Raw genomic sequence first — 21934 nt, forward strand, 5'->3', positions numbered from 1 at the left:
TATATATACATTGACAGGAAGGCTTCAAATCAGTGTTTTATGGGTTCCAGCATATACCTTACAAAGTCAAGTGTTCTGTCCTGTTGCATACTGTAGCCATAGCTGATCAGTTTGTAATAGTATTCCAGAATATCCCTGCTTATTCCTCTCTCAACTGATCCTTTCTCAATGGACTCCAATATAAAATTGCCACTTAGTTTTAAGCTTTCTTCCAGAATCCTGGCCTCCTCCATGTCTACAGAATCCTTTCTAGCAACTGTAACCGCATAGAGAGGTTCAAGTTTGAAGAAATGTGACACTTCGTAACCAATATCAAGTATTATCTTTCCGTTTCCTTGAAAATACCTTAGTGCCTCATCTCCAATGACAAGTGCATATTCTGCCTCCTCAAGCAACTCAGAGGCCTCGGTGCTCTTGCTGTAGATTTTTTTTGGGCTTATCCCCATCCTGGAAAGCACAAGATCCATGTAAAGTTCTGTTGTTCTGGTATGTGCAGTTACCGCAATGCCCATTTGGTTATTCAGATCCTTTTCCCTTGAAACCAAGAGAGTTGAAAGTGTCTGTGCCTTTGTGTGGATGTTTGCACCTTTTACAAGGTAAAGATCATCCTTATTTTCAAGATATGACACCAGAGAAACCATTGCCATTGAATATTTCCCATCCAGAACACCTATGAGGTTCTCACCTGGACTGCCCCTTGACATCTTTGTCTGTGAGGATAGTGCTTCTATTAGAGGAAAACTGTGAGTAAAGTCTATGAGCGATATCATTTTTTACACTTCTCTCAGAAGTAGTGCTTTATGTTATAGAAGGTGTCTCTCTGGGCTGGTATCTTCCCTGCCTGCTTTACCATCATGTTAAGCTCTTCCACTGAAGAACCCTCCTTCCTGTCGGTTGCCCCGAATACCTTCTCGCTGTATGCCGTACCTACAAGATCGCTACCACCTCCATTTATGGCAAGTTGGGCGATTTCTTTTCCCAGTGCAACCCAGTATACGCTTATATTCCCGATATATTTCCCGGCTATGATCCTGGCAAGTGAAATTACCTTAAGATCCTTCTCGCCAGATGAAGCTGTGGTTACTTTCCCCATTTTCTGGAGAGGTGTGTTTTCCAAGCTGAATTTCAGAGGGATAAAAGAAAGAAATCCCGGAACCTCAATCTGATTGTCCCTTATTCTTACAATATGATCGATTATATCCTCCCACTTCTCCACATGCCCGTATGTCATTGTTGAATTCCCCTTTACGCCCATGGAATGGATTATTTTGGCGTCTTCAAGCCATTTTTCACCGCTTATTTTCTCCTTTGTGGAGACCTGTACCCTGACATCATGGTTAAATATTTCAGCCCCGCCTCCTGTATGGGCATCCATTCCTGCAGCCCTGAGTCTTGATATAAGTTCTTTAATTGAATTCCCGGTTGTCCTGGCTATAAAGTCAATTTCAGGTATTGTGAGAGCCTTCAGTGTTATATCCGGATCATATTTCTTGACAGTAGAAAATATCTCCTCATAATACTCCACAGGCAGGTCGGAGTTGAAACCCCCAACAATATGTATTTCTGTTGACCCTAAAGATTTTGCCTTCTCAACCTCTTTCCTGACATCGTCAACTGAAAGTTCATAGCCCTTATTGCTTCTCCCCTTGAGAGTCATGGGCACATAAAATGCACAGATGGGGCAGCTTGCCGCGCAGTAATTTGAATAATTTATATTGTATGATACAGCGTAGGTTACAACATTTCCAACCTGTCTTGAGGTAAGTTGATTCCCCAAGTCCATTAGTGAAAAGAGATCAAGTTCCTCCATCAACTTCAGCGATTCACTGTAAGTGATAGGCTTATCTGCGTTAAGTTCATCAAACCAGTATTCTTCTGGGTAGCCACCCATCAATTCCATGTATTCAATATGCAATATTATCTAATAATGTTTTATGAAGGGATTATAATTTTTAAATACTCTGGTACATTCTGCAGATTAACTATACCACCAGTCGGCAGATTATCTCAATTCCGGATTACGAACAGCATTCTTTCTGTTATTGTGGTGTATGAGTATCTCAACAATGATTCAAGGACCTGTGATCTGTTCTGCAATACATCTGCAACTCAGGAACTTACAATGAACAAACCTTATTAGATATATTAAAATCTGCCGTCATGTTTCAATATTCTGATCCTCTTTATGAGATAGAGCGAAAGTCACTTTCTGGCGAGGAAATCAGCCAGGAAGAGATAATCTACATGTATGACGAAGCAGATCTGTATCAGCTTGGGAGAATCGCCAGGAATGTTACTGATAGGATCACAGGCAGATACGTCTCCTTTGTTTCCAACCTTATTCTCAATTACACAAACGTGTGCAATGTAAGATGCAATTTCTGCGCATTTTACAGGACCGGTAGCGAAGATGATGCATATACCATGACAAAGGAACAGGTTATTGATGAAATTGACCGGTACTATTCCAGGTACGGAATCAGGCAGCTCCTCATACAGGGTGGAGTTAATCCCTCTCTTCCTCTCTCATATTACACAGATATGTTCAATGCAATAAGGGAGAAATTTCCTAATCTTGGGATACATGGCCTCTCAACCTCAGAGATTTCGTTCATATCAAGAAAAGAAAAGATGACCTATGCTCAGGTTATTTCAAAGCTCAGGGAGAGCGGATTGCAAACCATTCCTGGGGCAGGCGCAGAGATATTTTCAGCCGATGTAAGGAAGGAACTTGGAAGGCCACTTAACAGCGGAGAAGAGTGGCTAAAGATAATGGAAGAGGCTCATAAACTGGGGATTAAGACATCTGCGACAATGATGTTCGGTCATGTAGAGGAGAGCCGGCACAAGGCAGATCACCTTATTTCTCTGGTCAACCTGCAGAAAAAATACAATGGTTTCCTCTCGTTCACACCATGGAATTTTGAACCTGGCAACACAAAGCTCCAGAGAGAGGGAAAGGTCAATTACAGGGCCGGGGGGCTTGACGTATTGAGAAATATAGCAATCTCAAGGATTGTTTTGAACAGGCATATTCCTGTTGTACAGAGTTCATGGCTTACAAACGGGATTCAGATGGGGCAGATGGCCATACTCTTCGGGGCTAATGACTGGGGAGGAACTATCTATGATGAGAAAGTCATACCGGCAACAGGAAAGAGTGTTGGAAACCTCAGGAAAGAATCAATAATAAACAATTTGAAATCAATCGGCATGATCCCTGTGGAAAGAGACAACCTGTACCAGGTCTTAAAATACTACTGAGCATGCCTTTTACGGAGAAAGAGAGAGAGATAGGCATATACGCCCGGGTTTCATCCAGTGCTGGAATACCTGGAAAAATAAAGAATGAACCTGAGGACTTTATTGTCGATGAAATACCGGTGAATATTCCAAGAAAGCCAGACGGGAAATATCTCTATCTTAGGATCAGGTTGAGGAACTGGGATAATAACCGCTTTCTTATGAAACTTTCCAGGGAACTGGGTGTGAGCAGGAAGAGAATCACGTATGCCGGAACAAAGGATAAGACCGCTGTGACAACACAATATTTCTGCATCAACACCCCTTACGGCCTGGAAAAATCCAGGCTGGGAGACGTGGAAATTCTCGAAACTTTTAGGAGCGACCACATGCTGAAACTGGGTGAACTCCTTGGAAATCGCTTTATAATAAGCATAGAAGATGAAAAAAACCATAATACAGAGATCATGGGGACATATGATGAGATCTTATCAAAAGGAGGTTTTCCCAACTATTTTGGAATACAGAGATTTGGTTCCATAAGAACAAATACACATAAAATTGGAAAGTATATTGTGAATGGAGATCTGGATGAGGCCGTAAAAAGGTACATTGGAGATCCAGATATTGACCATGAGAACTTCCGGCTGGAGTTCTACAGAACCCTTGATGCCGGTGATGCGCTGAAGACCTTTCCCATGCACCTTAATTTTGAGAGATCGTTGTTGAGTCATATAGCCGAAACAGGTGACTTTAAGTCTGCGTTTTCCAAATTCCCTCTGAACCTGAGAATGATCTTTGTCCATGCCTACCAGTCCTATCTTTTCAATATAATGGTCTCTGAAAGATTCAAAAGACTTGGAAATCTTTCAGAGGTGTCTGAGGGAGATATTGCCATACCTGTTGACAGATATTTCAATCCGGTTGCCAGTGAAGGGTATATCAAGGTTACAAAATTCAATCTGGATAAGATATCAAGACTCTCCCTTATGGACAAAGTAAGGGTTACAGCTCCTCTGGTGGGATATGAAACCAATTTTTCCGGAGGAGTGCAGGGAGACATAGAAAATCACGTAATGGAAATTGAGAAGGTTTCACCTGAAATGTTCCGAATAGCCTCGGATCCTTCCATGTCTTCTTCTGGAGAGAGGAGGATTATATCTGCAAAACCTGTTGACTTAAAAATTCCGGAAAAAAATACTCTTGATTTTTCCCTTGGAAGGGGCATTTACGCCACTTCTCTCCTCAGAGAGATACTAAGGGATTCAGATTAAACCTACTTTCTGCAATTCCTTTTTAACCTTTATCACTGCCTGCTCTATTTCGCTCTCTTCCTTTGCACCGGTGCACACGACTTTTCCGGAACCGAAGAGAAGGAGAACCACCTTAGGCTCTTCCACCCTATAAACCAGTCCGGGGAACTGCTCCGGTTCATATTCAACGTTTTCAAGTCCAAGCGACATTGCAATATCGGTAAGGTTCAGATCTGATTCAAGGTCATAAACTGCAACAATGTTCTGTACCACTATATCAGGATTATCGTAGACTTCAATACCTGCCTTCTTTAATTTCTGAATGATTTTCTCTATGGTGAGTCTTACGTTTGCCAGATTCTTTGCCCCTGTACAGTTTACCTTTCCGCTCCTAAAAATAAGAACTGCCGTCTTTGGGTCCTGTAGCCTGTATATTAACCCTGGGAACTGTTCTGGTTCGTATTCTGATCCTTCCAGGGCAAGAGCAATCTTGCTAAGATCGAGATGTTCTGCCAGTGAAGTTGATGCAACAATATTTTCTATGGTAATCTTTTCTTTTTCACTCATAAAAAACCCTTTCGTCGTTTATATATATAGAGTATTTAAACATGATTCATTGATCCTTACATATATTAATACCTTTTCCCATATTATAATGAAAAATGGTTTAGTGTCCGTCACCACTTTCATCTTCTTACGCATGGCCATGTCAAATGCTTTGTCCATGTTTTCAACTATTACCTTATTCTCTTTTGCATTAGATTCAAGGTGTTCAGAAGCCTTTAGAACTGTCTGAATGAACCTGAATAGTTTAATAATTAAAGTCTATATCAGGGGAAATGAGACAGATTCCAATTCTCGGCACAATAAGAGGACTGAGAAGTTTTTATTTTGGATATATTTCATTCCTTGTCCCTCTCTTCCTTAAACATATAGGCTATTCCGACATTGAGGTAGGTGTATATGCACTTGTTGCCACCATAGCCAGTGCTGCACTGGTTCTTGTATCAGGTTTCATGGGTGATCTATACAGCAAGAAGAAGACACTTATCATAATGTCTGGACTTCCGGCATTTATTTTCGTTATTTTTCTTCTCACCCATAATTTTGCCATAACATTCATAACTGCCATATTCGGAATATCTTTTAGTGCCATTGGAGGTGGTGCAGGTGGAGGCCCGGTAGCACCAATAATGACTGCATTTGTTGCTGATAAGGTATCTTCTTCAAAGAGGACAAGAATTTACTCTTTGCTCATGATAGTTTCAATTGTCTCTGCCATTGCCGGCAGTTTCGTTTCTTCCGTCTTTGAAAAATATATCTCTGATTTCTACACCTACCTTTTCCTTCTTGCACTTCTGCTCAACCTTTCTTCCATTGCCCTTACCTTCATGCTGGAGGATACAAAAATACGCAAAAGAGAAAAAGATGAAAAGAGACAGGTTATACCTAAAAAATCAGGGAAAAACATCCTTAAGATTGGGCTTTCGGGTGCCCTTGGCAGTGCAGGGCTTGGGGTGATAACACCCATTATATCTCTATGGTTTCTGGAAATAGGTCTTCAGCCATACATTATTTCAATCATTTTCACTGCTTCTTATGTAGCGGCCGGGGTTGGTGTAATATTCTCTTTAAGTATGGAGCATATATTCGGGTCTATCTATGCAATAGGTATTTTCAGGACTCTAGGATCAGTTCTCTTCATAGTTATGCCTTTTGTTCCTCCCCTGGTCGCGGGCGGAGTTTATGCGCTGAGAACCGGATTTTACCAGCTTGCACTTCCCATAAGGCAGAGTTTCCAGATGGGACTCCTCAACGCTGAAGAGAGAGCGAGGGGGAATAGCCTCACTGGAATTGCAAGAAGGCTGCCTTACGGTGTATCAACCACCTTTGGGAGCTTCCTTCTCTCTGCAGGTTCTATTATCTTCATGTTTACATTTGCCGGCATTGTTTCTCTGTTTGATCCAATTCTCTACGTATTCTTCTTCAGGAAGTACAATAATAAGGGCAAGGATGCCTGAGACCAGGTTTGATCTATGGGATTTTTAAAATCATTAAAGTTACCGCATGAATTTCGCAATGGATCCTGACAGCCTCTTTCCGTAGCGCATAAGGTCAAAATGTGAGTATGATCCCTGTGTATTCATAGAATACAGGCCATCATAGCCCTGTATCCCTTTTCCCAGAACATTCTGCATGGTCTTTTCCCAACTGTCCTCTATATCACTGTAATGGTACTCATGCCCATAAACTACTTCTCCTCTGCGGAATAGTAAGTTATCCTTCAGAACATTGAGCTTTGTGTAACCAAGGGTAAGTTTCCCGGTCATCTTTACCGAACCTCCGAATATTCCGGGAAATTTCAGTGAAGATTCCTTTGATTCAAAAGTGGATTCCAGATACATCAACCCACCGCACTCGGCCAGAATTGGAACCCCCTGATCCGAGTATGTCTTTAGGGCATGGTTAAGATGAGACTTTTCGGCAAGTTTGGAGGCATAAAGTTCCGGGTAACCTCCTCCAAGATAAATCATATGAGGATTCTCCGGTATCTCTCCCTTTAGTGGTGAAAAATAGTGAAGTTTTCCTATCCTTCCCAGAAAATCAAGAGATTCACCATAATAAAAATTGAAGGCGTTGTCGTATGCCACGTAAATATTTCCCCCTCCCACCAATAAAGGTTTCCGGTCTTCTGGTATTAAAGGAATATCTTTCAGCTTATCAATGAATGAAAAATCAATGAACTGGGAGAAATGTACTGCTTTTTCCCTGATATCAGGCATCTCTCCTGCCGTCTTTAGCCCCAGATGCCTTTCCGGGATCTTCAGTTCCTCCGCATGAGGTATTTCCCCGATTATGGGAACACCATGATCTGAAAAGGCTTTTCTGACAATGATCAGGTGCTTTTCGGAATAAAAGTTGTTGATAACAACCCCTATGCAGTTGCGACCAATGAAACCTTTTGCAATATAATAAGCTGATTCAGCAAGTTTTGATACATCTATAACAAGGATGTATGGAATGCCAATCTTTCTGAAATAGTAGTCAGTGCTCAGGTTAACAGGTGATCCGGAATCATACATCCCCATGACCCCTTCAACCACTGCAAAGTCATAAACTGAAGAAAGCCATCTGAATCTTCTCATAAAATCCCTCCCCTGAATCCATCTGTCCAGGTTATGGGCAGGTTTTCCACTCACTGCAGATCCTAGGGAACCGTCAATGTAATCAGGTCCAACCTTAACAGACACTGAATTATTCAGACTACTTAACAGAGCCAGTGAAACACTTGTTTTTCCGGAACCTGTGGATGGTGCTGTGACTCCAATGACTTTCATTGGGTATATTATAGCATTGTTTTATGTTATTCTTTCCCCTAATTATGCTTTGCTGATGGCTATTTTAAAAAATTAAATTGGATAAAAAAATTAGAGAATAAGAGCGATTTTATGGCGGAGCAGCCAGATGCCCGTTCAGAGCTATATAGCCTATGACAAGGGCGAATATTGTACCCACTCCCAGGATTATCCATTCAATATAGTAAGCAGATTTCTTTGACCCCTCAGGTTTCAGATATGCAATAGGTGCAAGTATTGCCCCTATACCATCGAACAGATAGAGGCCCATAGCTGTTATCAGATCGTTTCCCGTTTCAAGTTTCAGTTGAACTATGCTGTAGGCCCCTACGAGTACATATATTCCAAGCAACACGAAAAGCATTGGAATCATGCCCAGATGCATGTTCTTATAAACCATCACTGCTGAAACCATGAGAAGGATCCCGAACAGAAGCAGAGGATCACCAAACAGCATATTGTAAGGTGTGGCGTAAGTGGTCATTGGCCATGCAAAAGACATGTAAAAACCACTTATAAAATCAAACATACCTATACCTAGAGCCGGAACTATTAGATTTTTTATCTGTTCCTCGTTTCCTCTTGCCTTGAAAAAATAATAGAAGGCGGAGAGAAAAGTCCCCATTCCCAGTCCTATGAGCATTACTGCCAATGGATCAACATATGTCATTTTTATCACCATATTATTAATTATTGTTAAGATAAAAACGCATACACTTAATAAACAGGCATTGTATTTAAGCAAAAATGCAGATCTAATAAAAAATATCCCCATTTCAGATGTTTAAGAGACCTTATAAGAGAGAAAAAAACATTCTGATGTGCCCGAAACGGTTGTAATGATGATCTGAGAATTATCAGTAAATGTTATTAGATTTTACTTAATATACTTGTGAAATGTCTAAGGAATACTATGTAAATGCACTGAGGGAATCTAAATTCAAGATAACACCACAGCGCCTCCAGGTGATAAAGTTTGTAAATAGTAAAACTCCGGGGCATTTCACAGCAGAGGATGTTTTTAAGGCTGTAAAAAAGAATGAACCTACAATAACTCTGGCGACGGTTTATAACATACTGAAAGCAATGAAGGACGCCGGGACTATAAACTCCTTTGAGGCAAACGGAACGACATGGTTTGAGACAAACCATGAATTTCATGGAAATTTTATCTGCCGTAGCTGTGGAGAGATCCTTGATATACCAGTAAGCCAGAATCTTATCCGAGAAATGAACTCACTTGAAGGATTCAGCGTGGAAGATATCAGCCTTGTCTTATCAGGCGTGTGTGATAAATGCGCGAATATACAGAGCGTAAAGCCATGATTGCCAATCCCACACTTTCCCACTTTTAAATATTCATTCTCCGGAAAGTATTCCTGTTACTTTTATTGCATCCCTGTTCTCCGCAACATCGTGAACCCGGACTATATCCACATGTTTTTCAGCGAGATAAACAGACGTTGCTATAGTTCCTGCTAGCCTTCCATTAACGTCCCTGCCGGTTATATGGCCCAGGAATGTTTTTCTTGAAGTGCCCACAAGGAGAGGAAAAGCCCCTCTGAATGAATCTATATTCCTGAGTATTGCAATATTTCCCTGATATGTCTTTGCGAAACCTAAGCCGGGATCCACGATTATATTATGAGGTTTAACTCCCGCAGAGATCATTTCAGAAATTCTCTCAAGGAGAAATGAATTGATTTCCATGACAATGTCCTCATATTCTGCCATCATCTGCATATTATCCGGTGTTCCCCTCATATGCATCACGATGGCATTCAAGCCTGTTTCAGAGGCTATTCTGATCATTTTCCTGTTTGTAAATCCGCTAATGTCGTTGATATAATTCACCCTGAAGTCCAGGCATTTTAATATGGTTTCAGGATTCCTGCTGTCAATTGAAATGGGAATGTTTGAACAGTTTGAGATATACTCCAATACAGGCTGGATCCTTGCAGTCTCTTTCTCACGATTGACAGGGGAACTGCCTGGCCTTGTACTCTCACCTCCAATATCTATGATGTCAGGTTTCTCATCCAGCATCCTGTCTACCTGGGACATGTTCCTGCCCTCTACTCTTGAACCCGGATAGAAAGAATCCGGAGTTATATTTAAAATACCCATGATTTTAGTTGATATGCCGGATTTTTCAATGGAGGAAAAATACATAGAAGATATATCCTTTTCATACCCTTCAAATAACCCTTCCTTGTGAAAAATTTCCCTCAACTCTTCCTCTGAAACCGTTGCAACATACCTGTGCAGGTTTTCCTTTGAATATCCGATTTCACCCACATTATCAGCTTTTTCCATTTCATACTCAGTGAATATTTCCACCTGAATTTTTCCCATTTCATTGCAAAAATACTTCAACCTTGATGGAAATACAGCAAATCGAGAGTTCATGAATTATCCCCTTCTGTTTTTTACAGAACTTTACTTACAAAGATAATTATTCATTCTTTATACATTCTGCCATCTGTTTTGAACTTTTTTTTAAGACCTTTCTTTCTTATTATAAAATCACTATGTTTATTAACGGTTATTTTCATATATATACCACGGTCTTGAAACTAGTATCTAAAACAGCAGTAAAAGCTTTGAAAAAGCAAACTGGGAGCAGATTATGCTTATTTCCGGATAAGCTTATTAACGAATCTGCGATGAGGGTTACTTGTTTCGATAACAAAGAAAGATGGACTTAATATGAAAAATAATAACAACGGTACGAATTCAGTAACGTTCCATAGGAACTACACCAACCTGATTGAACTATCACAGGCAATCAGCAAAGGACTCAGCCTCCAGCAGCGACGGATGAGCCAGGAGGAAGCAGCAGAAGCCGCAGAACATCTTATTAACTTCTTTGGGTACAATGATCGTGTTATAGACAATATGCTTGAACCTGAAGACAGGGATGCTTTTTACACCATGGAAGATATAGGGGTGCTGCAGACAGAAAGAGAGGAGACCACCCTTTATGATGGCCGCGAGTGGAGGATACATTACTGGATTCTCAACGTAAACCGAATAATACAACTTGCTCAGATGAAGAATGTTGAGACCCATGCGAAGGATTCTGACGAATTCCAGATTTATGAGGATATTCCCGATGAATCCTGGAAAATGAATTAGGCGTGTTTTATGCATATTGCAGTTCTTGACAGGGAAAGGTGCCATCCAAAAAAATGCCATCATGAATGCCAGTTTTACTGCCCTCCAGTCAGAAGTGGCACCCCTACAATAGAGTTCCCTGTAGAGAGCGAACAGCCGGTTATAACTGAAGCGCTCTGCATAGGATGCGGAATCTGCGTCCACCGATGCCCCTTTGGGGCCATAAAGATCGTCTCAGTTCCCGATGAGATGAACAAGGAGATATTCCACCAATACGGAATGAACTCGTTTAGGCTTTATTCCATCCCGACAATAGCACATGGGAAGGTAACGGCAATACTCGGGCCCAATGGAATGGGGAAAACCACGACAATAAACATACTGGCCGGGATAACCGTACCAAATTTCGGTAATTATGATAAAGGCGGTTCCAAGGAGGATTTGCTAGATAGACTTTCTGGGACCGTTATGGGAGACTACTTTGATGCCCTTTATTCCGGAGAGAAAAAGGCTGTCATAAAAACACAGTATATTGACCTTATTCCAAAGGCAGTCAGGGGGAAGATCGGAGAGATCCTGAAGAAGAATGACCAGACAGGGAATTTTGATCTGGTTTCATCACAGCTGAATCTCGAGGGATCACTTGAAAAGGATGTTGAAAGCTGTTCGGGTGGTGAACTGCAAAAATTTGCAATTGCCACCGCACTTCTAAAGGATGCGGACATCTATCTTATGGATGAGATGTCGTCATACCTGGATATCAGAGAAAGGGTCAATGTGGCAAACACCATACAGAAACTTGCCGCAAAGAAGACTGTTATGATAGTGGAACATGATCTTGCAATACTTGACTGGATGGCTGATAACGTCCATCTTGTCTACGGTCAGAGCGGAGTTTTTGGGGTTATTGTTGATCCGAAAACAACCAACAAGGCAATAAACTCATTTCTTTCCGGCTATCTCAGGGAAGAGAACGTAAGAATCAGGAACTATGCCATAGATTTCCAGGAAAAATCCCAGAAGAGGACCAGCACAGGGCAGACATTGATAAAATGGATGGATCTTACAAAAAAGCTTGGAGATTTCACTATTCATGTCAATCCGGGAGAAATTAAATCCGGGCAGGTCATTGGTGTGCTTGGCAGAAATGCTTTGGGAAAGACAACCATGATGAAAATATTGGCAGGTGTCCTCAAGCCTGATACAGGCTCTGTTGATGAAAATATAAGGATAGCCTACAAGCCGCAATACATATCAACCGATTTTGATGGAACAGTTGAAGATCTGGTTTTATCATCCCTGAAGGAACTAGCAGCCAGCGGTTTTGTTAAGAATGAGATCTTAAAGCCACTTGATATCGAGGACATGTACAGCCTTAATGTGGGCGATCTTTCCGGCGGTGAGCTGCAGAGGCTTTCCATTGCCCTTACACTATGCAGAGACGCGGACCTTTACCTCATGGATGAACCCTCAGCACATCTGGATAGCGTTTACAGGATGGCAGCTGCAAAGATCATAAGAAGAGTCATGGAGGCCAACAAGAAGAGTGCCCTTATTGTTGATCATGACATATATCTCATAGACCTCATTTCTGATAACCTGATGGTTTTCTCCGGAATTCCCGGAGTGAATGGGAGTACATACGGCCCTACCAATATGAAAGATGGAATGAACAGATTTCTGTCTGAAGTGGGGATAACATTCAGGAGAGATGAAACGACCCACAGACCAAGGATAAACAAGCTGGATAGCGCACTGGACAGGGAACAGAAGACTTCAGGAAATTATTACTATTCCTCATGATTTTTAAATATTGTTATGTTTCAGGACCCTTTGAATTCAAAGCAATACCCATAATCATCTGTACCCTGTTTTAGATTCAATGCCAGTAAGCGTATAATATCTACAGGATTCAAATCTCTAGAACGAAATTTTATACATGGATTTAGCTGCAGCAATTAAGACAATAGAAACCGGAATAATTATGAGAACCGGTATAAGTGAGGTAATTTTTAATCCGAAATTAAGGATTATAACAGGGATGATCAGGCTCCCAGCTGATACTGATACTTCCTAAAAGTATAGAGTGAAGAAGCCGATCTCCCCAGAAATTCCCTTTTTACGGTCCCTTGCAGATACACATTGAAAAGCGTTATGCATGTATCCAATGAAATCCCTGCAACCATCCATACCGGGATCTCAAAAATAGGAACAGCAAAGAGATATGAAGAAGCCATTATTAAAAAAGCATACGACATTGCTGAGGTCACAATGCCCAGGCCGACTCTTTTCCTCATGTTTAATATCCCCAGCAGTGGACCGGCTATAATCCCTCCCACCATGAATGCTGCGTAGAGGACTATGTACCAAAAAGAACCTGAAGTGCCATTCAGTATAAGCAATGCAGGTGCAAGTCCGAAGAAAGAGATAAGTGAAAGATATATTGCTGTAAGGATCATTGGCTTATAATTTCTGGCAAGGTATTTCCAGCCTTCTGCCAACCCTTCATTTCCTTCTGATTCTCTGTTTCCAGTATATAATGGTATGTGGAGACTTATAAAGGCTGCACACCACATTGCTGCCGAATAAAGCAAGATGGAATATACATCCCCAGGATAGATCAAAATTACCCCGGCTAGGGCTAAGCCCCCCACTTCATGTGAACCTGAGATCAGACGCACATAGCCATTCGCTTTGAAGAAATCGGATTTGTTTACCAGCATTGGGAGGATAATGTGACCTGTTGTCCACGCAAAGTTATCCGCAAATGCAATTGCTATCACTACCCCAATGAGTATTTCCGGTGAAAGCGATTTAAGATGCACCATTTCAGCCATAAATGCCCATAATGCGGCTATGGTTGAATAGGACATGACGAATATAATCCTCTTGTTTCTCACCCTGTCAACTATGGGCCCAGCGAGAAATGAAAGAGAATAAACCCCATATTGTGCAAATAGCACAAGGCCTGTAAAAATGAGGTTTCCCGAATAGGTGTAGGCGAAGATGGGAATAAAAATGGAATAAAGACTGAATGCCAGGCTTGTAAATGCAACCCTGGAAAGGTACAGATTAAAACTCCGGTTATCTCTCAATTTCTGCCGGTTTTCATCCCCCTCCATTTAATGAGATTTATATAACAAATATTAACCTTCTCGTTAACAAAGTTAATTAATGGCTGATAATTGTGCCTTTTAGGCTACTAAATTTATCGCTTTTCAGGTCCTGTCACTTTGAAATGAATTCTTATGCATTCCTGAATCTATTAGTGAAAAATGGAAAACGCTGTGGGTTGAAATGAAATTTGTTGATAATAAGGATGAATAATCAAAATATGGAAAACATTATTTTAAGCCAGCCCTAATGCATAATGAGGAAGGGCTTTTGACAGACATACATGAATCTATTGAAAAACATATTGAGGAAATAATTGATCTTTCGAGAGAGATTTACAATTTTGCTGAACTGGGAAGCATGGAGTTCAGATCATCATCAGCGATTATTGAAAAACTGAGAAATAATGGTTTTAATGTCCAGGAAAATTTCATGGACATGAAAACTGCCTTCAGGGCAGAATATGGATCTGGATGCCCCACTGTTGGATTGTTGATGGAATATGACGCACTTCCCAACGGACATTCGTGCGGCCATAACCTGATTTCTGCCTGGGCTTATGGCACTGCAGTTGTTATGAAAGACCTGATGGATTCAGGAAAGATAGTACTGTTCGGAACACCATCTGAAGAAGGCATTGGGCCATACGCAGGAAGCAAGATAATAATGGCCAACAAGGGATGCTTTTCTGGAATAGATTTCATGTTAGGGATGCACCCTGATGACAGATGGTGTGTGGGGTGCAAAGCTCTTGCCGATCTCCAGCTTGAGTTCACTTTTAAAGGAAAATCGGCACATATGGCAGCCTCCCCTTGGGAAGGTATAAATGCACTGGATGCACTGGTAACATCCTATGCGGCCATAAATAATTCAAGAGACTGGGCTGGGGTTGATAAGCATCTTGTTTTGGGGATGATCATAAAGGATGGGGGGAGATCTTCAAACGTTATCCCCGACAGGGCAGTGCTGGAAGTTGACATTAGATCAACATCCTCTGAATTCCTGAATCTTTTCAAGGAAAGAATAGTAAATCTTGTTGCTTCCATATCACGGGGGTTTGGTACCGAACTTGAGGTGAATGATCTCATACCCATGTATACTGAATATTCTGCAAACACAGTTATTGACCAAATGCTTCAGGAGGATCTTGAAAAGATGGGAGTGAAGGTCATTAACCTTGACAGAAGTACAGAGATAGCATCTGGGAGCACCGATGAGGCAAACGTAAGCCTTAAGGTTCCAACCGGGCACATTGATATGAAAGTGGGTGATAACCTCCCCGGCCATTCTGATCTGTTCAGAATTGCGTCTGAACCTGAAAAAAACATTGAAAATCTAAAGAAAGCAATATTAGCAACGGCGAATTCAGCACTCAAGATCATTAAGGAACCTGCAATACTGGATAAGATAAAAAGAGAATTTGGTGATGTAAATGGAAAAAATTAAACCCCCAAAATTAAACCCTGGCGACGAAATCAGGATTATAGCACCCGCCAGTGCACCGGATATAAAACAGCTATCAGAAGGGTTAGGCAGGTTGAAAAAGATGGGATTCAAAGTTTCTGTTGGAAAGAACATAAAGAAGCTTGTGCAGAGAAACGATCTTGCAGCGCCTGCAAAGGAGAGATCCGAGGAGATTATGGCAGCATTCAAGGACAGCAGCGTAAAGGCCATATTCTGCGCCAGAGGTGGATATGGGAGCATACATATACTCCCAATGCTTGATTATGATCTGATCAGGGACAATCCCAAGATTTTCATGGGTTACAGCGATATAACTGCCCTGCATCTAGCCATAAACAAGTTTTCCAATCTTGTTACCTTCCATGGCCCAATGGTGGCATCCGATGTAGGCGAGTTTTCAAAGCCCACTTTCAAATATTTTCTTGATATCCTATCAGGAAAATCCACGGATATAGGCATGATCAACAAGGATCGCCTTATAAAGTACATAATACCCGGAAAGGCGGAGGGATTGTCAATGGGAACAAACCTTTCAGTTGCCGCATCTCTTTTTGGAACATCTTATCTTCCAGATACAGATGGAAGGATATTTTTCATTGAGGATACAAATATAACCTCAGGAGATATTGACAGATACTTCTACACAATGAAGCTTGCCAACCTCAATAAGTTTTCAGGTTATGTATTCGGAGATTTCAAAGCCATCATGGATAAGGATGAACCAACACCTTCTGTCGAGGATGTGGTGCAGAAATTCATGAATGAGACAAACAAGCCGTCACTTTACGGCGCACCATTCGGGCATGGCGAGGAGCAGCTTCTCATACCCCTAAATTCCAGAATAGAAATATCTGATGATGATCCTTACATCAGTCTTAAGGAGGACATAGTCAGCTAATACGGCACTGCATGCAGGAATGGGCTTGTTAAAATTTTCATGAAACCATAATTTATTACACCATAACTGCTACGGGAAATATGGAGATAATACACAGGGACGGACTTGCCAGGATAGGAAGATTTACAACTCTTCACGGAAAGGTTGAGACGCCGACAATCCTACCTGTTGTAAACCCCAATCTTTTGGTCATACCGCCGAAAGAGATGAAGAAATTCGGGGCCCAGGCCATAATAACCAACAGCTACATAATCAGGAGAAGTTCAACTCTAAAGGAAAAAGCACTGAAAGACGGCCTTCACAGCCTCATGGACTTTGACGGGCCAATAATGACTGATTCGGGAACATTCCAGAGCTATGTTTATGGGGATGTAGAATATACCAACCAGGAAATAGTTGAATTCCAGAGGTCCATAGGCAGCGATATAACCACCATACTTGATATATTCTCCAAGCCGGATGACACATACGATCAGGCGAGGAATGCCGTGATGGAAACGTACAGAAGAGTGGAGGAGATTCCTGATTATTCCGGGTCAATGCTAGCCGGACCCATACAGGGGTCAGTATATCCTGATCTGAGAAAGCAGTCAGCCGAACTCATGGGAGGGAGCAGGGCTGACTATCTTCCCATAGGGGGAGTGGTGCCCCTGCTTGAAAACTACAATTATGAAACACTTGTTGACATAATAGTTAGCGCCAGAATAAACACAAATCTGGGAAAACCCATCCACCTTTTCGGCGGGGGGCATCCCATGTTTCTTGCCATGGCTGTATATCTTGGGGTTGATCTGTTTGATTCAGCTTCCTATGTGAAATACGCAAGAGACGGCAGACTTCTCTATCCTGAAGGTTCACGAGATATAACGAAAATAAGGGACTTCCCATACTGGTCTCCACTTTTTGGAAAATATTCCCCATCCGAGGTGAAAAGGCTTGAAAAGGATGAGAAAACCGTTTTGCTTTCGAGGCACAACCTTGCAGCCCTCTTCATGGAGCTGGAGGAGATAAAGGAAAGAATTCATGAAGAGACGCTATTCAACTATATCCAGGAGAAAAGCAGAGCCCATCCGTATCTATACAGAGCATTCATGCGCATACTGGATCACCGTGAAAATATTGCATATTTCCAGGACATATCAAAGAAAAGCCCTTTCTTCTATTATGAGAGCACGTCTCTCCTTGATCCTTCCTTGAGCAGGCTGATGAAATTTTCAATTGGATATATTGAAAGAAACAGGCGTGATACTGCCATAGTGCCGGCAGACAGCTGGAGACCGGGAGTTCCGTTGAAGAAGGAGATTCTTGCGCTCTATGAGAGCAACCCCCTCAATGTTATGCTGGAATGGTGTGACATGCTGATACCCATGGAACTGGAGGAGACCTATCCGGTGGAGCAGCATCTCACATCATCACATTCAGATGAAAAAACCTTCATAGAAAACTACAACTCCATAGCCTTTCTGGTGAAGCCCCATTTGGTGAGATATCTTAAGGACATGGTGGTAGATCCAGAGAATAAGGCTGCAAGGAACTTCGATCTTGAAAAGATCAGGACTGTGGCTGATTTCCAGTTCGGGATTGGATCAGGTTTAGCCCTGTTTCCGGAAGATTCCACAATAATTAAGTCCCGCAGCACCGGAAGGATAAGGAATATTCTATACAATGGCAAAATTACAGGAACAATGCGTACAATGGACGGATTCTTCACGCTCACTACATATGGGGGGGAGATGCTGAGATCTGCCACCCTATACCCCGGGAACAGAGTTGTTGTGGGCAGAGACAGTGCTGAATACAACATTAAGGGGTTCAATGTATTCTTCAAGTTTATCCTTGAGGCTGATGAGAATATAGTTGCAGGTAATGATGTGCTTGTTGTTGACCAAGATGACAGGCTTCTTGCGGTTGGCAAAGCCACTGTAAGCGGTAAGGAACTCTTATCTTACAAGGAAGGTGTTGCAGTCAAGGTTCACCACGCCATTAGTGCACACCTAGACTCCTCTTAGCAGAACTCAGTTCCCTGCGGCGAGACAAGTATTTATCTATTGATGTGAGAAACATTGCAAATACCATTACTGTTCCCCCAATGATGGTAAGAGGGCCAAGTACTTCCCCACCTATTACTACTGCTGAAATTGCGGCAAATATGGGTTCACCTACAAATATAATTCCTGCTGAGGTGGGTTCAACATAGATCAGAGCTTTGGTTGTTATAAAATAGGCAAGGACCCCGCCAAAGAGGGCGGTGAAAATTATTACAAAGACAACAAGGGCGTTTATGGTAAAAAGTGATGTGGAATATGTAGGTATGAATACGGTTGAAAGTATTGCCACCGTGAGTATCTGGTAGAACGTGAAGACTGTTGAATCCAGCCCACCTGAATATCTGGCCACATATGCTATCTGAAGGGCATAGGCAACGCCGCATATCAAGGTAAAGATATCCCCAAATTCCACAGTGCTGCTCCTAATTGCCAAAGATGATGCCGACATTATGAAAAGGCCTGCAAAAGCAATGGCTGAAGCAGCGACGTCCAGCCTGGACACTTTCATTTTAAGGTATGCAAAGGAGATAAAGGGAAGAATCACAACGTATATGCCAGTTATAATCCCGGAATTTGCAGCTGTCGTATAATCAAGTCCCACTGTCTGGAAATAATATCCCAGGAAAAGGAAGACACCTGCGGTCATTCCGATTCTTGCCATTCTTCTGTCCTTCAGCTTTCCTGATCTGAATATGAAAGGCATTAGCATTAGGGAAGAAACCGCGAATCTTAGTGCCAGAAACACAACTGGAGATATATACTCCAGGGCCAACTTGATCAGTGGAAATGTGATCCCCCAGAAGAAAGTGACCAGGAGTATCAGTCCCATATAGAGTATTTTCTGGTTCTTCATCATGAGACCTTGAAAAGATGCTTGATGAGTCCCGGATTCTTCAGCAGAAGTGGTATGATGACCTTTGACGGATAGTCTATATCACCCCTGCTGTTAATTGTTCCAATAACCTTCTCGTCCGAGATCACCTCATAAATTTTATTCAGTGACCTGTCTGAAAGATGGCCGAATATTCTCTGTATTATCCCATCGAAGAAAAGCTCCTTACCAATGTCTCTTTTCCATCTCCGCTGATAAGATGATAGAGATGATCTGGAGAGGCTATTGCTTTCCAGTGCCTTTTCCAGCGTTCTGGCTGCATGGGATGCCGACACTATCCCCGTATAAATTCCTCCCCCTGTGAGAGGCTTCACTATGCCTGCGGCATCTCCAACAAGAAGGCATCTGTCGCTGTATGTCCTTCTCAGGTAGGTTATTGGTATGCCGCCACCGTTTATTCCCAGTATTCTTTCTCCTGGAAATCTGCGGCTTACATTCCTGAAATAGTTGAAAGGCTGCCCATATGAACCAACGCCTATTCTTGAGATGTCCCCTGAAGGTGTTGCCCAGCCAAAAAATCCCATGGAGCTTTCCGATCCAAGGTATACGTCTACGCTGTCCTGATCTTCCATCCTCACTGAACTGTCAACCTGGTATGTGGAGATTATCCTGCCTGGGCGGGTATTGAAAACCTCTTTCCTTACCACACTATTGACGCCGTCGGCACCAATAACCACCCTGCACTGTTCTTCTTTCAGATTTCCGTCTTCTCTGAAAGACACTTTCACTGAATCATTTCCTATCTTTATTCTAGAAACTTTTGAACCAAGTCTGAGGTCTGTTCCTGCACCTATTGACTGTCCGGCTGCATCCCTGTCGAACACATCCCTCTCCATAACGATGGTTTTTTCCGATTTTGCAACATGTATCTCCTCTCCGTTTGGGAAATATATATGGGCACCACTGACAGAATTGATCTTTGCCCTGCTTCTGACATACCTGAAAACTCTTTCTGAAACAAGACCTGTACACTCCACGGGTTTTCCAACCTCATTGTGTTCCTCAAGGTTGAGGACATCGTACCCCATCTTTGACAGAGAATAGGACAGATAGGACCCAGAAGGACCGGCACCCACAACAATGGCATCTCTCACGCCTACTTCATTGCTTCAGTAATTTAATTTTATTGGATTCAATCATGAAATGCATTTACGAATCCATCGAGAGGCCGAAAGAAGAGTGCCATAAATTGATCCTTTTTATTATGTAATATTATTGCACTTTGAACTACGGCTGAAATATGACATGTTTGTTGAACAAAAAAATGAGACGATTCATGGCATTTTCGTATTAAAACTTAAAATTTAGATCTTTCTTAAGACTTGGACATAAAGATCTGAAAATTATGATTCTAGAGGATATAATTTTTATAACGCATTCCTTTCACATAATATCCCTCTAAATTGGCGGGTGTCGCAATTAAATGAATCTTTTCTGCATCATTTTTCCGCATTTCACAAACACTAACATGACATTATAAGCAATGTGTTACAATAAAACTTTTTGAATAATGGAAAGTGAAGGCAGGACAATGGGGGAATATTCTCTTATCTTGAGTAAATATCTTGAGTAAATTAGATCTTTAACTTAGTCTTAAACTGTATTTTAAGTTAATGGATTCTTTTAAAAATTATGACTAAAAACCTTAATTAAAAGGCAAAAATACTCATAGATGAAAGTGGGAATTTATTTTGATGTTACAAAAGAAATGGCTGACAGATGCCGTGAGATCACAGATGTACCGGTTGAGATAAGGCCAGTTTATCCTACTGAGATAGAGCTAATACAGGGAGATTACATGCTTGGACCTGAGACAAAGCTGATTCAGACAATAACCGCCGGAGTGGATCATGTTAAAATAGCAGAAATTCCAAAAAATGTTACATTCTGCAGTAATGCTGATGCTTTCTCCGATCCAGTTGCAGAGCATGCCTTCGCCCTTATCCTATCCTACATGAGGAAAATATCAACTTTCGATTCAATGACAAAAGAGGGGACATGGAAGAAACTTCCTGTATCTTCACTGAAACACAAAACTTTGGGCATACTTGGCTACGGAGGCATTGGAAGGTCCTGTGCAAGACTTGGCAAAGCATTTGGCATGAAGATTCTTGCATTTACCAGAACACCAGGTGAAAAAACAAATGTGGATAAGTTTGTGAACACCCCGGATGAAATATTCAGGGAAAGCGATGTGGTCATAATTGGCCTTCCACTTACAAAAGAGACAAGAGGATATGTTGGATCCCATCTTCTCTCTCTTTTCAGAGGAAGTGTAATTGTTAATGTTGCAAGATCCCATATAGTGGATAAAGCTTCAATGCTTGATTTCCTCAAGAAAAATCCAGAAAAAGAGTATCTTTCAGATGTTTGGTGGGGAGAACCCAAGATAGAAGGAAATTTGCCGGAAAATGTCGTATTGACGCCACATGTTGCCGGACTTTCCCCTGACTTAATTGAAGAAGCCATGATTCATGCCTGTCACAACATCAGAAAGTATCTGGACGGCAATCCAGAAAACATTGTGAAAAGAGAAGATTATGTATGAT

General features: G+C 41.7%; 19 protein-coding genes. 10 read left to right on the forward strand and 9 right to left on the reverse strand.

What is annotated here, in order from left to right:
- Nucleotides 1-29: 29 nt before the first annotated feature.
- Together OXIME_RS06855 and OXIME_RS06860 are read right to left on the reverse strand one after the other, a co-directional pair.
- A complete protein-coding gene (locus OXIME_RS06855) occupies nucleotides 30-770 on the reverse strand; it encodes an MqnA/MqnD/SBP family protein (protein ID WP_393971103.1) in 741 nt (246 codons plus the stop codon).
- Between the two features lie 14 nt (nucleotides 771-784).
- Nucleotides 785-1900, reverse strand: coding sequence for a radical SAM protein (locus OXIME_RS06860; protein ID WP_393971104.1), 1116 nt, complete (start codon nucleotides 1898-1900; stop codon nucleotides 785-787).
- Nucleotides 1901-2160: 260 nt separating this feature from the next.
- Between OXIME_RS06860 and mqnC the strand changes: the two genes are divergently transcribed.
- On the forward strand, nucleotides 2161-3264 hold the full coding sequence (gene mqnC, locus OXIME_RS06865) for a cyclic dehypoxanthinyl futalosine synthase (protein WP_393971105.1): 1104 nt from the start codon (nucleotides 2161-2163) through the stop codon (nucleotides 3262-3264).
- A 2-nt stretch (nucleotides 3265-3266) separates the two neighbouring features.
- Nucleotides 3267-4517, forward strand: coding sequence for a tRNA pseudouridine(13) synthase TruD (gene truD / locus OXIME_RS06870; protein ID WP_393971106.1), 1251 nt, complete (start codon nucleotides 3267-3269; stop codon nucleotides 4515-4517).
- Here the strand turns inward: truD and OXIME_RS06875 are convergent.
- Entirely contained in the window at nucleotides 4509-5063 is a 555-nt protein-coding gene (locus OXIME_RS06875; protein WP_393971107.1) for a TATA-box-binding protein, read from the reverse strand. The genes truD and OXIME_RS06875 overlap by 9 nt on opposite strands.
- A gap of 272 nt (nucleotides 5064-5335) precedes the next feature.
- Between OXIME_RS06875 and OXIME_RS06880 the strand changes: the two genes are divergently transcribed.
- Nucleotides 5336-6517 (forward strand): MFS transporter, encoded by a 1182-nt coding sequence (locus OXIME_RS06880; protein ID WP_393971108.1) that lies wholly within the window; start codon nucleotides 5336-5338, stop codon nucleotides 6515-6517.
- A gap of 39 nt (nucleotides 6518-6556) precedes the next feature.
- Here OXIME_RS06880 and OXIME_RS06885 read toward each other — a convergent pair whose 3' ends face one another.
- Together OXIME_RS06885 and OXIME_RS06890 are read right to left on the reverse strand one after the other, a co-directional pair.
- Nucleotides 6557-7834, reverse strand: coding sequence for a cobyrinate a,c-diamide synthase (locus OXIME_RS06885; protein WP_393971109.1), 1278 nt, complete (start codon nucleotides 7832-7834; stop codon nucleotides 6557-6559).
- 109 nt (nucleotides 7835-7943) lie between these two features.
- A complete protein-coding gene (locus tag OXIME_RS06890; protein ID WP_393971110.1) occupies nucleotides 7944-8522 on the reverse strand; it encodes a DUF981 family protein in 579 nt (192 codons plus the stop codon).
- Nucleotides 8523-8749: 227 nt separating this feature from the next.
- On the opposite strand from OXIME_RS06890, the gene OXIME_RS06895 reads away from it, so the two are divergent.
- Nucleotides 8750-9178, forward strand: coding sequence for a Fur family transcriptional regulator (locus OXIME_RS06895; protein WP_393971111.1), 429 nt, complete (start codon nucleotides 8750-8752; stop codon nucleotides 9176-9178).
- A gap of 33 nt (nucleotides 9179-9211) precedes the next feature.
- On the opposite strand, the gene folP is transcribed toward OXIME_RS06895, so the two are convergent.
- Complete coding sequence (gene folP, locus OXIME_RS06900; RefSeq protein ID WP_393971112.1) at nucleotides 9212-10192, reverse strand: dihydropteroate synthase; 981 nt, start codon at nucleotides 10190-10192, stop codon at nucleotides 9212-9214.
- 369 nt (nucleotides 10193-10561) lie between these two features.
- Between folP and OXIME_RS06905 the strand changes: the two genes are divergently transcribed.
- Together OXIME_RS06905 and OXIME_RS06910 are read left to right on the forward strand one after the other, a co-directional pair.
- Nucleotides 10562-10990 (forward strand): DUF6015 family protein, encoded by a 429-nt coding sequence (locus OXIME_RS06905; RefSeq protein ID WP_393971113.1) that lies wholly within the window; start codon nucleotides 10562-10564, stop codon nucleotides 10988-10990.
- A 9-nt stretch (nucleotides 10991-10999) separates the two neighbouring features.
- Entirely contained in the window at nucleotides 11000-12772 is a 1773-nt protein-coding gene (locus OXIME_RS06910; protein WP_393971114.1) for a ribosome biogenesis/translation initiation ATPase RLI, read from the forward strand.
- Between the two features lie 242 nt (nucleotides 12773-13014).
- Here OXIME_RS06910 and OXIME_RS06915 read toward each other — a convergent pair whose 3' ends face one another.
- Nucleotides 13015-14091, reverse strand: coding sequence for an MFS transporter (locus tag OXIME_RS06915; RefSeq protein ID WP_393971115.1), 1077 nt, complete (start codon nucleotides 14089-14091; stop codon nucleotides 13015-13017).
- Between the two features lie 241 nt (nucleotides 14092-14332).
- Between OXIME_RS06915 and OXIME_RS06920 the strand changes: the two genes are divergently transcribed.
- The 3 genes from OXIME_RS06920 (at nucleotide 14333) to tgtA (ending at nucleotide 18454) form a co-directional block, all read left to right on the forward strand.
- Nucleotides 14333-15529, forward strand: a complete 1197-nt coding sequence (locus OXIME_RS06920) for a M20 family metallopeptidase (RefSeq protein ID WP_393971116.1) — start codon at nucleotides 14333-14335, stop codon at nucleotides 15527-15529.
- A complete protein-coding gene (locus OXIME_RS06925; RefSeq protein WP_393971117.1) occupies nucleotides 15516-16445 on the forward strand; it encodes an LD-carboxypeptidase in 930 nt (309 codons plus the stop codon). The genes OXIME_RS06920 and OXIME_RS06925 overlap by 14 nt, the downstream gene beginning before the upstream one ends.
- An 80-nt stretch (nucleotides 16446-16525) precedes the next feature.
- Nucleotides 16526-18454 carry a tRNA guanosine(15) transglycosylase TgtA gene (gene tgtA, locus OXIME_RS06930; protein ID WP_393971118.1) on the forward strand — a complete coding sequence of 643 codons (1929 nt, stop codon included), beginning with the start codon at nucleotides 16526-16528 and terminating at the stop codon, nucleotides 18452-18454.
- Here the strand turns inward: tgtA and OXIME_RS06935 are convergent.
- Both OXIME_RS06935 and OXIME_RS06940 read right to left on the reverse strand, forming a co-directional pair.
- Complete coding sequence (locus tag OXIME_RS06935; RefSeq protein WP_393971119.1) at nucleotides 18429-19346, reverse strand: DMT family transporter; 918 nt, start codon at nucleotides 19344-19346, stop codon at nucleotides 18429-18431. The genes tgtA and OXIME_RS06935 overlap by 26 nt on opposite strands.
- A complete protein-coding gene (locus OXIME_RS06940; protein WP_393971120.1) occupies nucleotides 19346-20479 on the reverse strand; it encodes a geranylgeranyl reductase family protein in 1134 nt (377 codons plus the stop codon). Before OXIME_RS06940 ends, OXIME_RS06935 begins: the two co-directional genes overlap by 1 nt.
- Nucleotides 20480-21057: 578 nt before the next feature.
- Here OXIME_RS06940 and OXIME_RS06945 point away from each other — a divergent pair.
- Nucleotides 21058-21933, forward strand: a complete 876-nt coding sequence (locus OXIME_RS06945) for a 2-hydroxyacid dehydrogenase (protein WP_393971121.1) — start codon at nucleotides 21058-21060, stop codon at nucleotides 21931-21933.
- The last annotated feature ends 1 nt before the right edge of the window (nucleotide 21934 follow it).

Origin of the sequence: Oxyplasma meridianum (assembly GCF_038024865.1) — an archaeon.
In the GTDB taxonomy this organism is placed as follows: domain Archaea; phylum Thermoplasmatota; class Thermoplasmata; order Thermoplasmatales; family Thermoplasmataceae; genus Oxyplasma; species Oxyplasma meridianum.

What these genes read in the sequence shown, in the direction of transcription:
- truD (WP_393971106.1), top strand. Translation starts at nt 3,267, where the DNA reads ATGCCTTTTACGGAGAAAGAGAGAGAGATAGGCATATACGCCCGGGTT.
- OXIME_RS06885 (WP_393971109.1), bottom strand. Translation starts at nt 7,834, where the DNA reads ATGAAAGTCATTGGAGTCACAGCACCATCCACAGGTTCCGGAAAAACA.
- OXIME_RS06920 (WP_393971116.1), top strand. Translation starts at nt 14,333, where the DNA reads ATGCATAATGAGGAAGGGCTTTTGACAGACATACATGAATCTATTGAA.
- OXIME_RS06935 (WP_393971119.1), bottom strand. Translation starts at nt 19,346, where the DNA reads ATGAAGAACCAGAAAATACTCTATATGGGACTGATACTCCTGGTCACT.
- mqnC (WP_393971105.1), top strand. Translation starts at nt 2,161, where the DNA reads ATGTTTCAATATTCTGATCCTCTTTATGAGATAGAGCGAAAGTCACTT.
- tgtA (WP_393971118.1), top strand. Translation starts at nt 16,526, where the DNA reads ATGGAGATAATACACAGGGACGGACTTGCCAGGATAGGAAGATTTACA.
- OXIME_RS06915 (WP_393971115.1), bottom strand. Translation starts at nt 14,091, where the DNA reads ATGGAGGGGGATGAAAACCGGCAGAAATTGAGAGATAACCGGAGTTTT.
- OXIME_RS06895 (WP_393971111.1), top strand. Translation starts at nt 8,750, where the DNA reads ATGTCTAAGGAATACTATGTAAATGCACTGAGGGAATCTAAATTCAAG.
- OXIME_RS06905 (WP_393971113.1), top strand. Translation starts at nt 10,562, where the DNA reads ATGAAAAATAATAACAACGGTACGAATTCAGTAACGTTCCATAGGAAC.
- OXIME_RS06880 (WP_393971108.1), top strand. Translation starts at nt 5,336, where the DNA reads ATGAGACAGATTCCAATTCTCGGCACAATAAGAGGACTGAGAAGTTTT.
- OXIME_RS06875 (WP_393971107.1), bottom strand. Translation starts at nt 5,063, where the DNA reads ATGAGTGAAAAAGAAAAGATTACCATAGAAAATATTGTTGCATCAACT.
- OXIME_RS06925 (WP_393971117.1), top strand. Translation starts at nt 15,516, where the DNA reads ATGGAAAAAATTAAACCCCCAAAATTAAACCCTGGCGACGAAATCAGG.
- OXIME_RS06910 (WP_393971114.1), top strand. Translation starts at nt 11,000, where the DNA reads ATGCATATTGCAGTTCTTGACAGGGAAAGGTGCCATCCAAAAAAATGC.
- OXIME_RS06945 (WP_393971121.1), top strand. Translation starts at nt 21,058, where the DNA reads ATGAAAGTGGGAATTTATTTTGATGTTACAAAAGAAATGGCTGACAGA.
- OXIME_RS06855 (WP_393971103.1), bottom strand. Translation starts at nt 770, where the DNA reads ATGATATCGCTCATAGACTTTACTCACAGTTTTCCTCTAATAGAAGCA.
- OXIME_RS06890 (WP_393971110.1), bottom strand. Translation starts at nt 8,522, where the DNA reads ATGACATATGTTGATCCATTGGCAGTAATGCTCATAGGACTGGGAATG.
- OXIME_RS06860 (WP_393971104.1), bottom strand. Translation starts at nt 1,900, where the DNA reads ATGGAATTGATGGGTGGCTACCCAGAAGAATACTGGTTTGATGAACTT.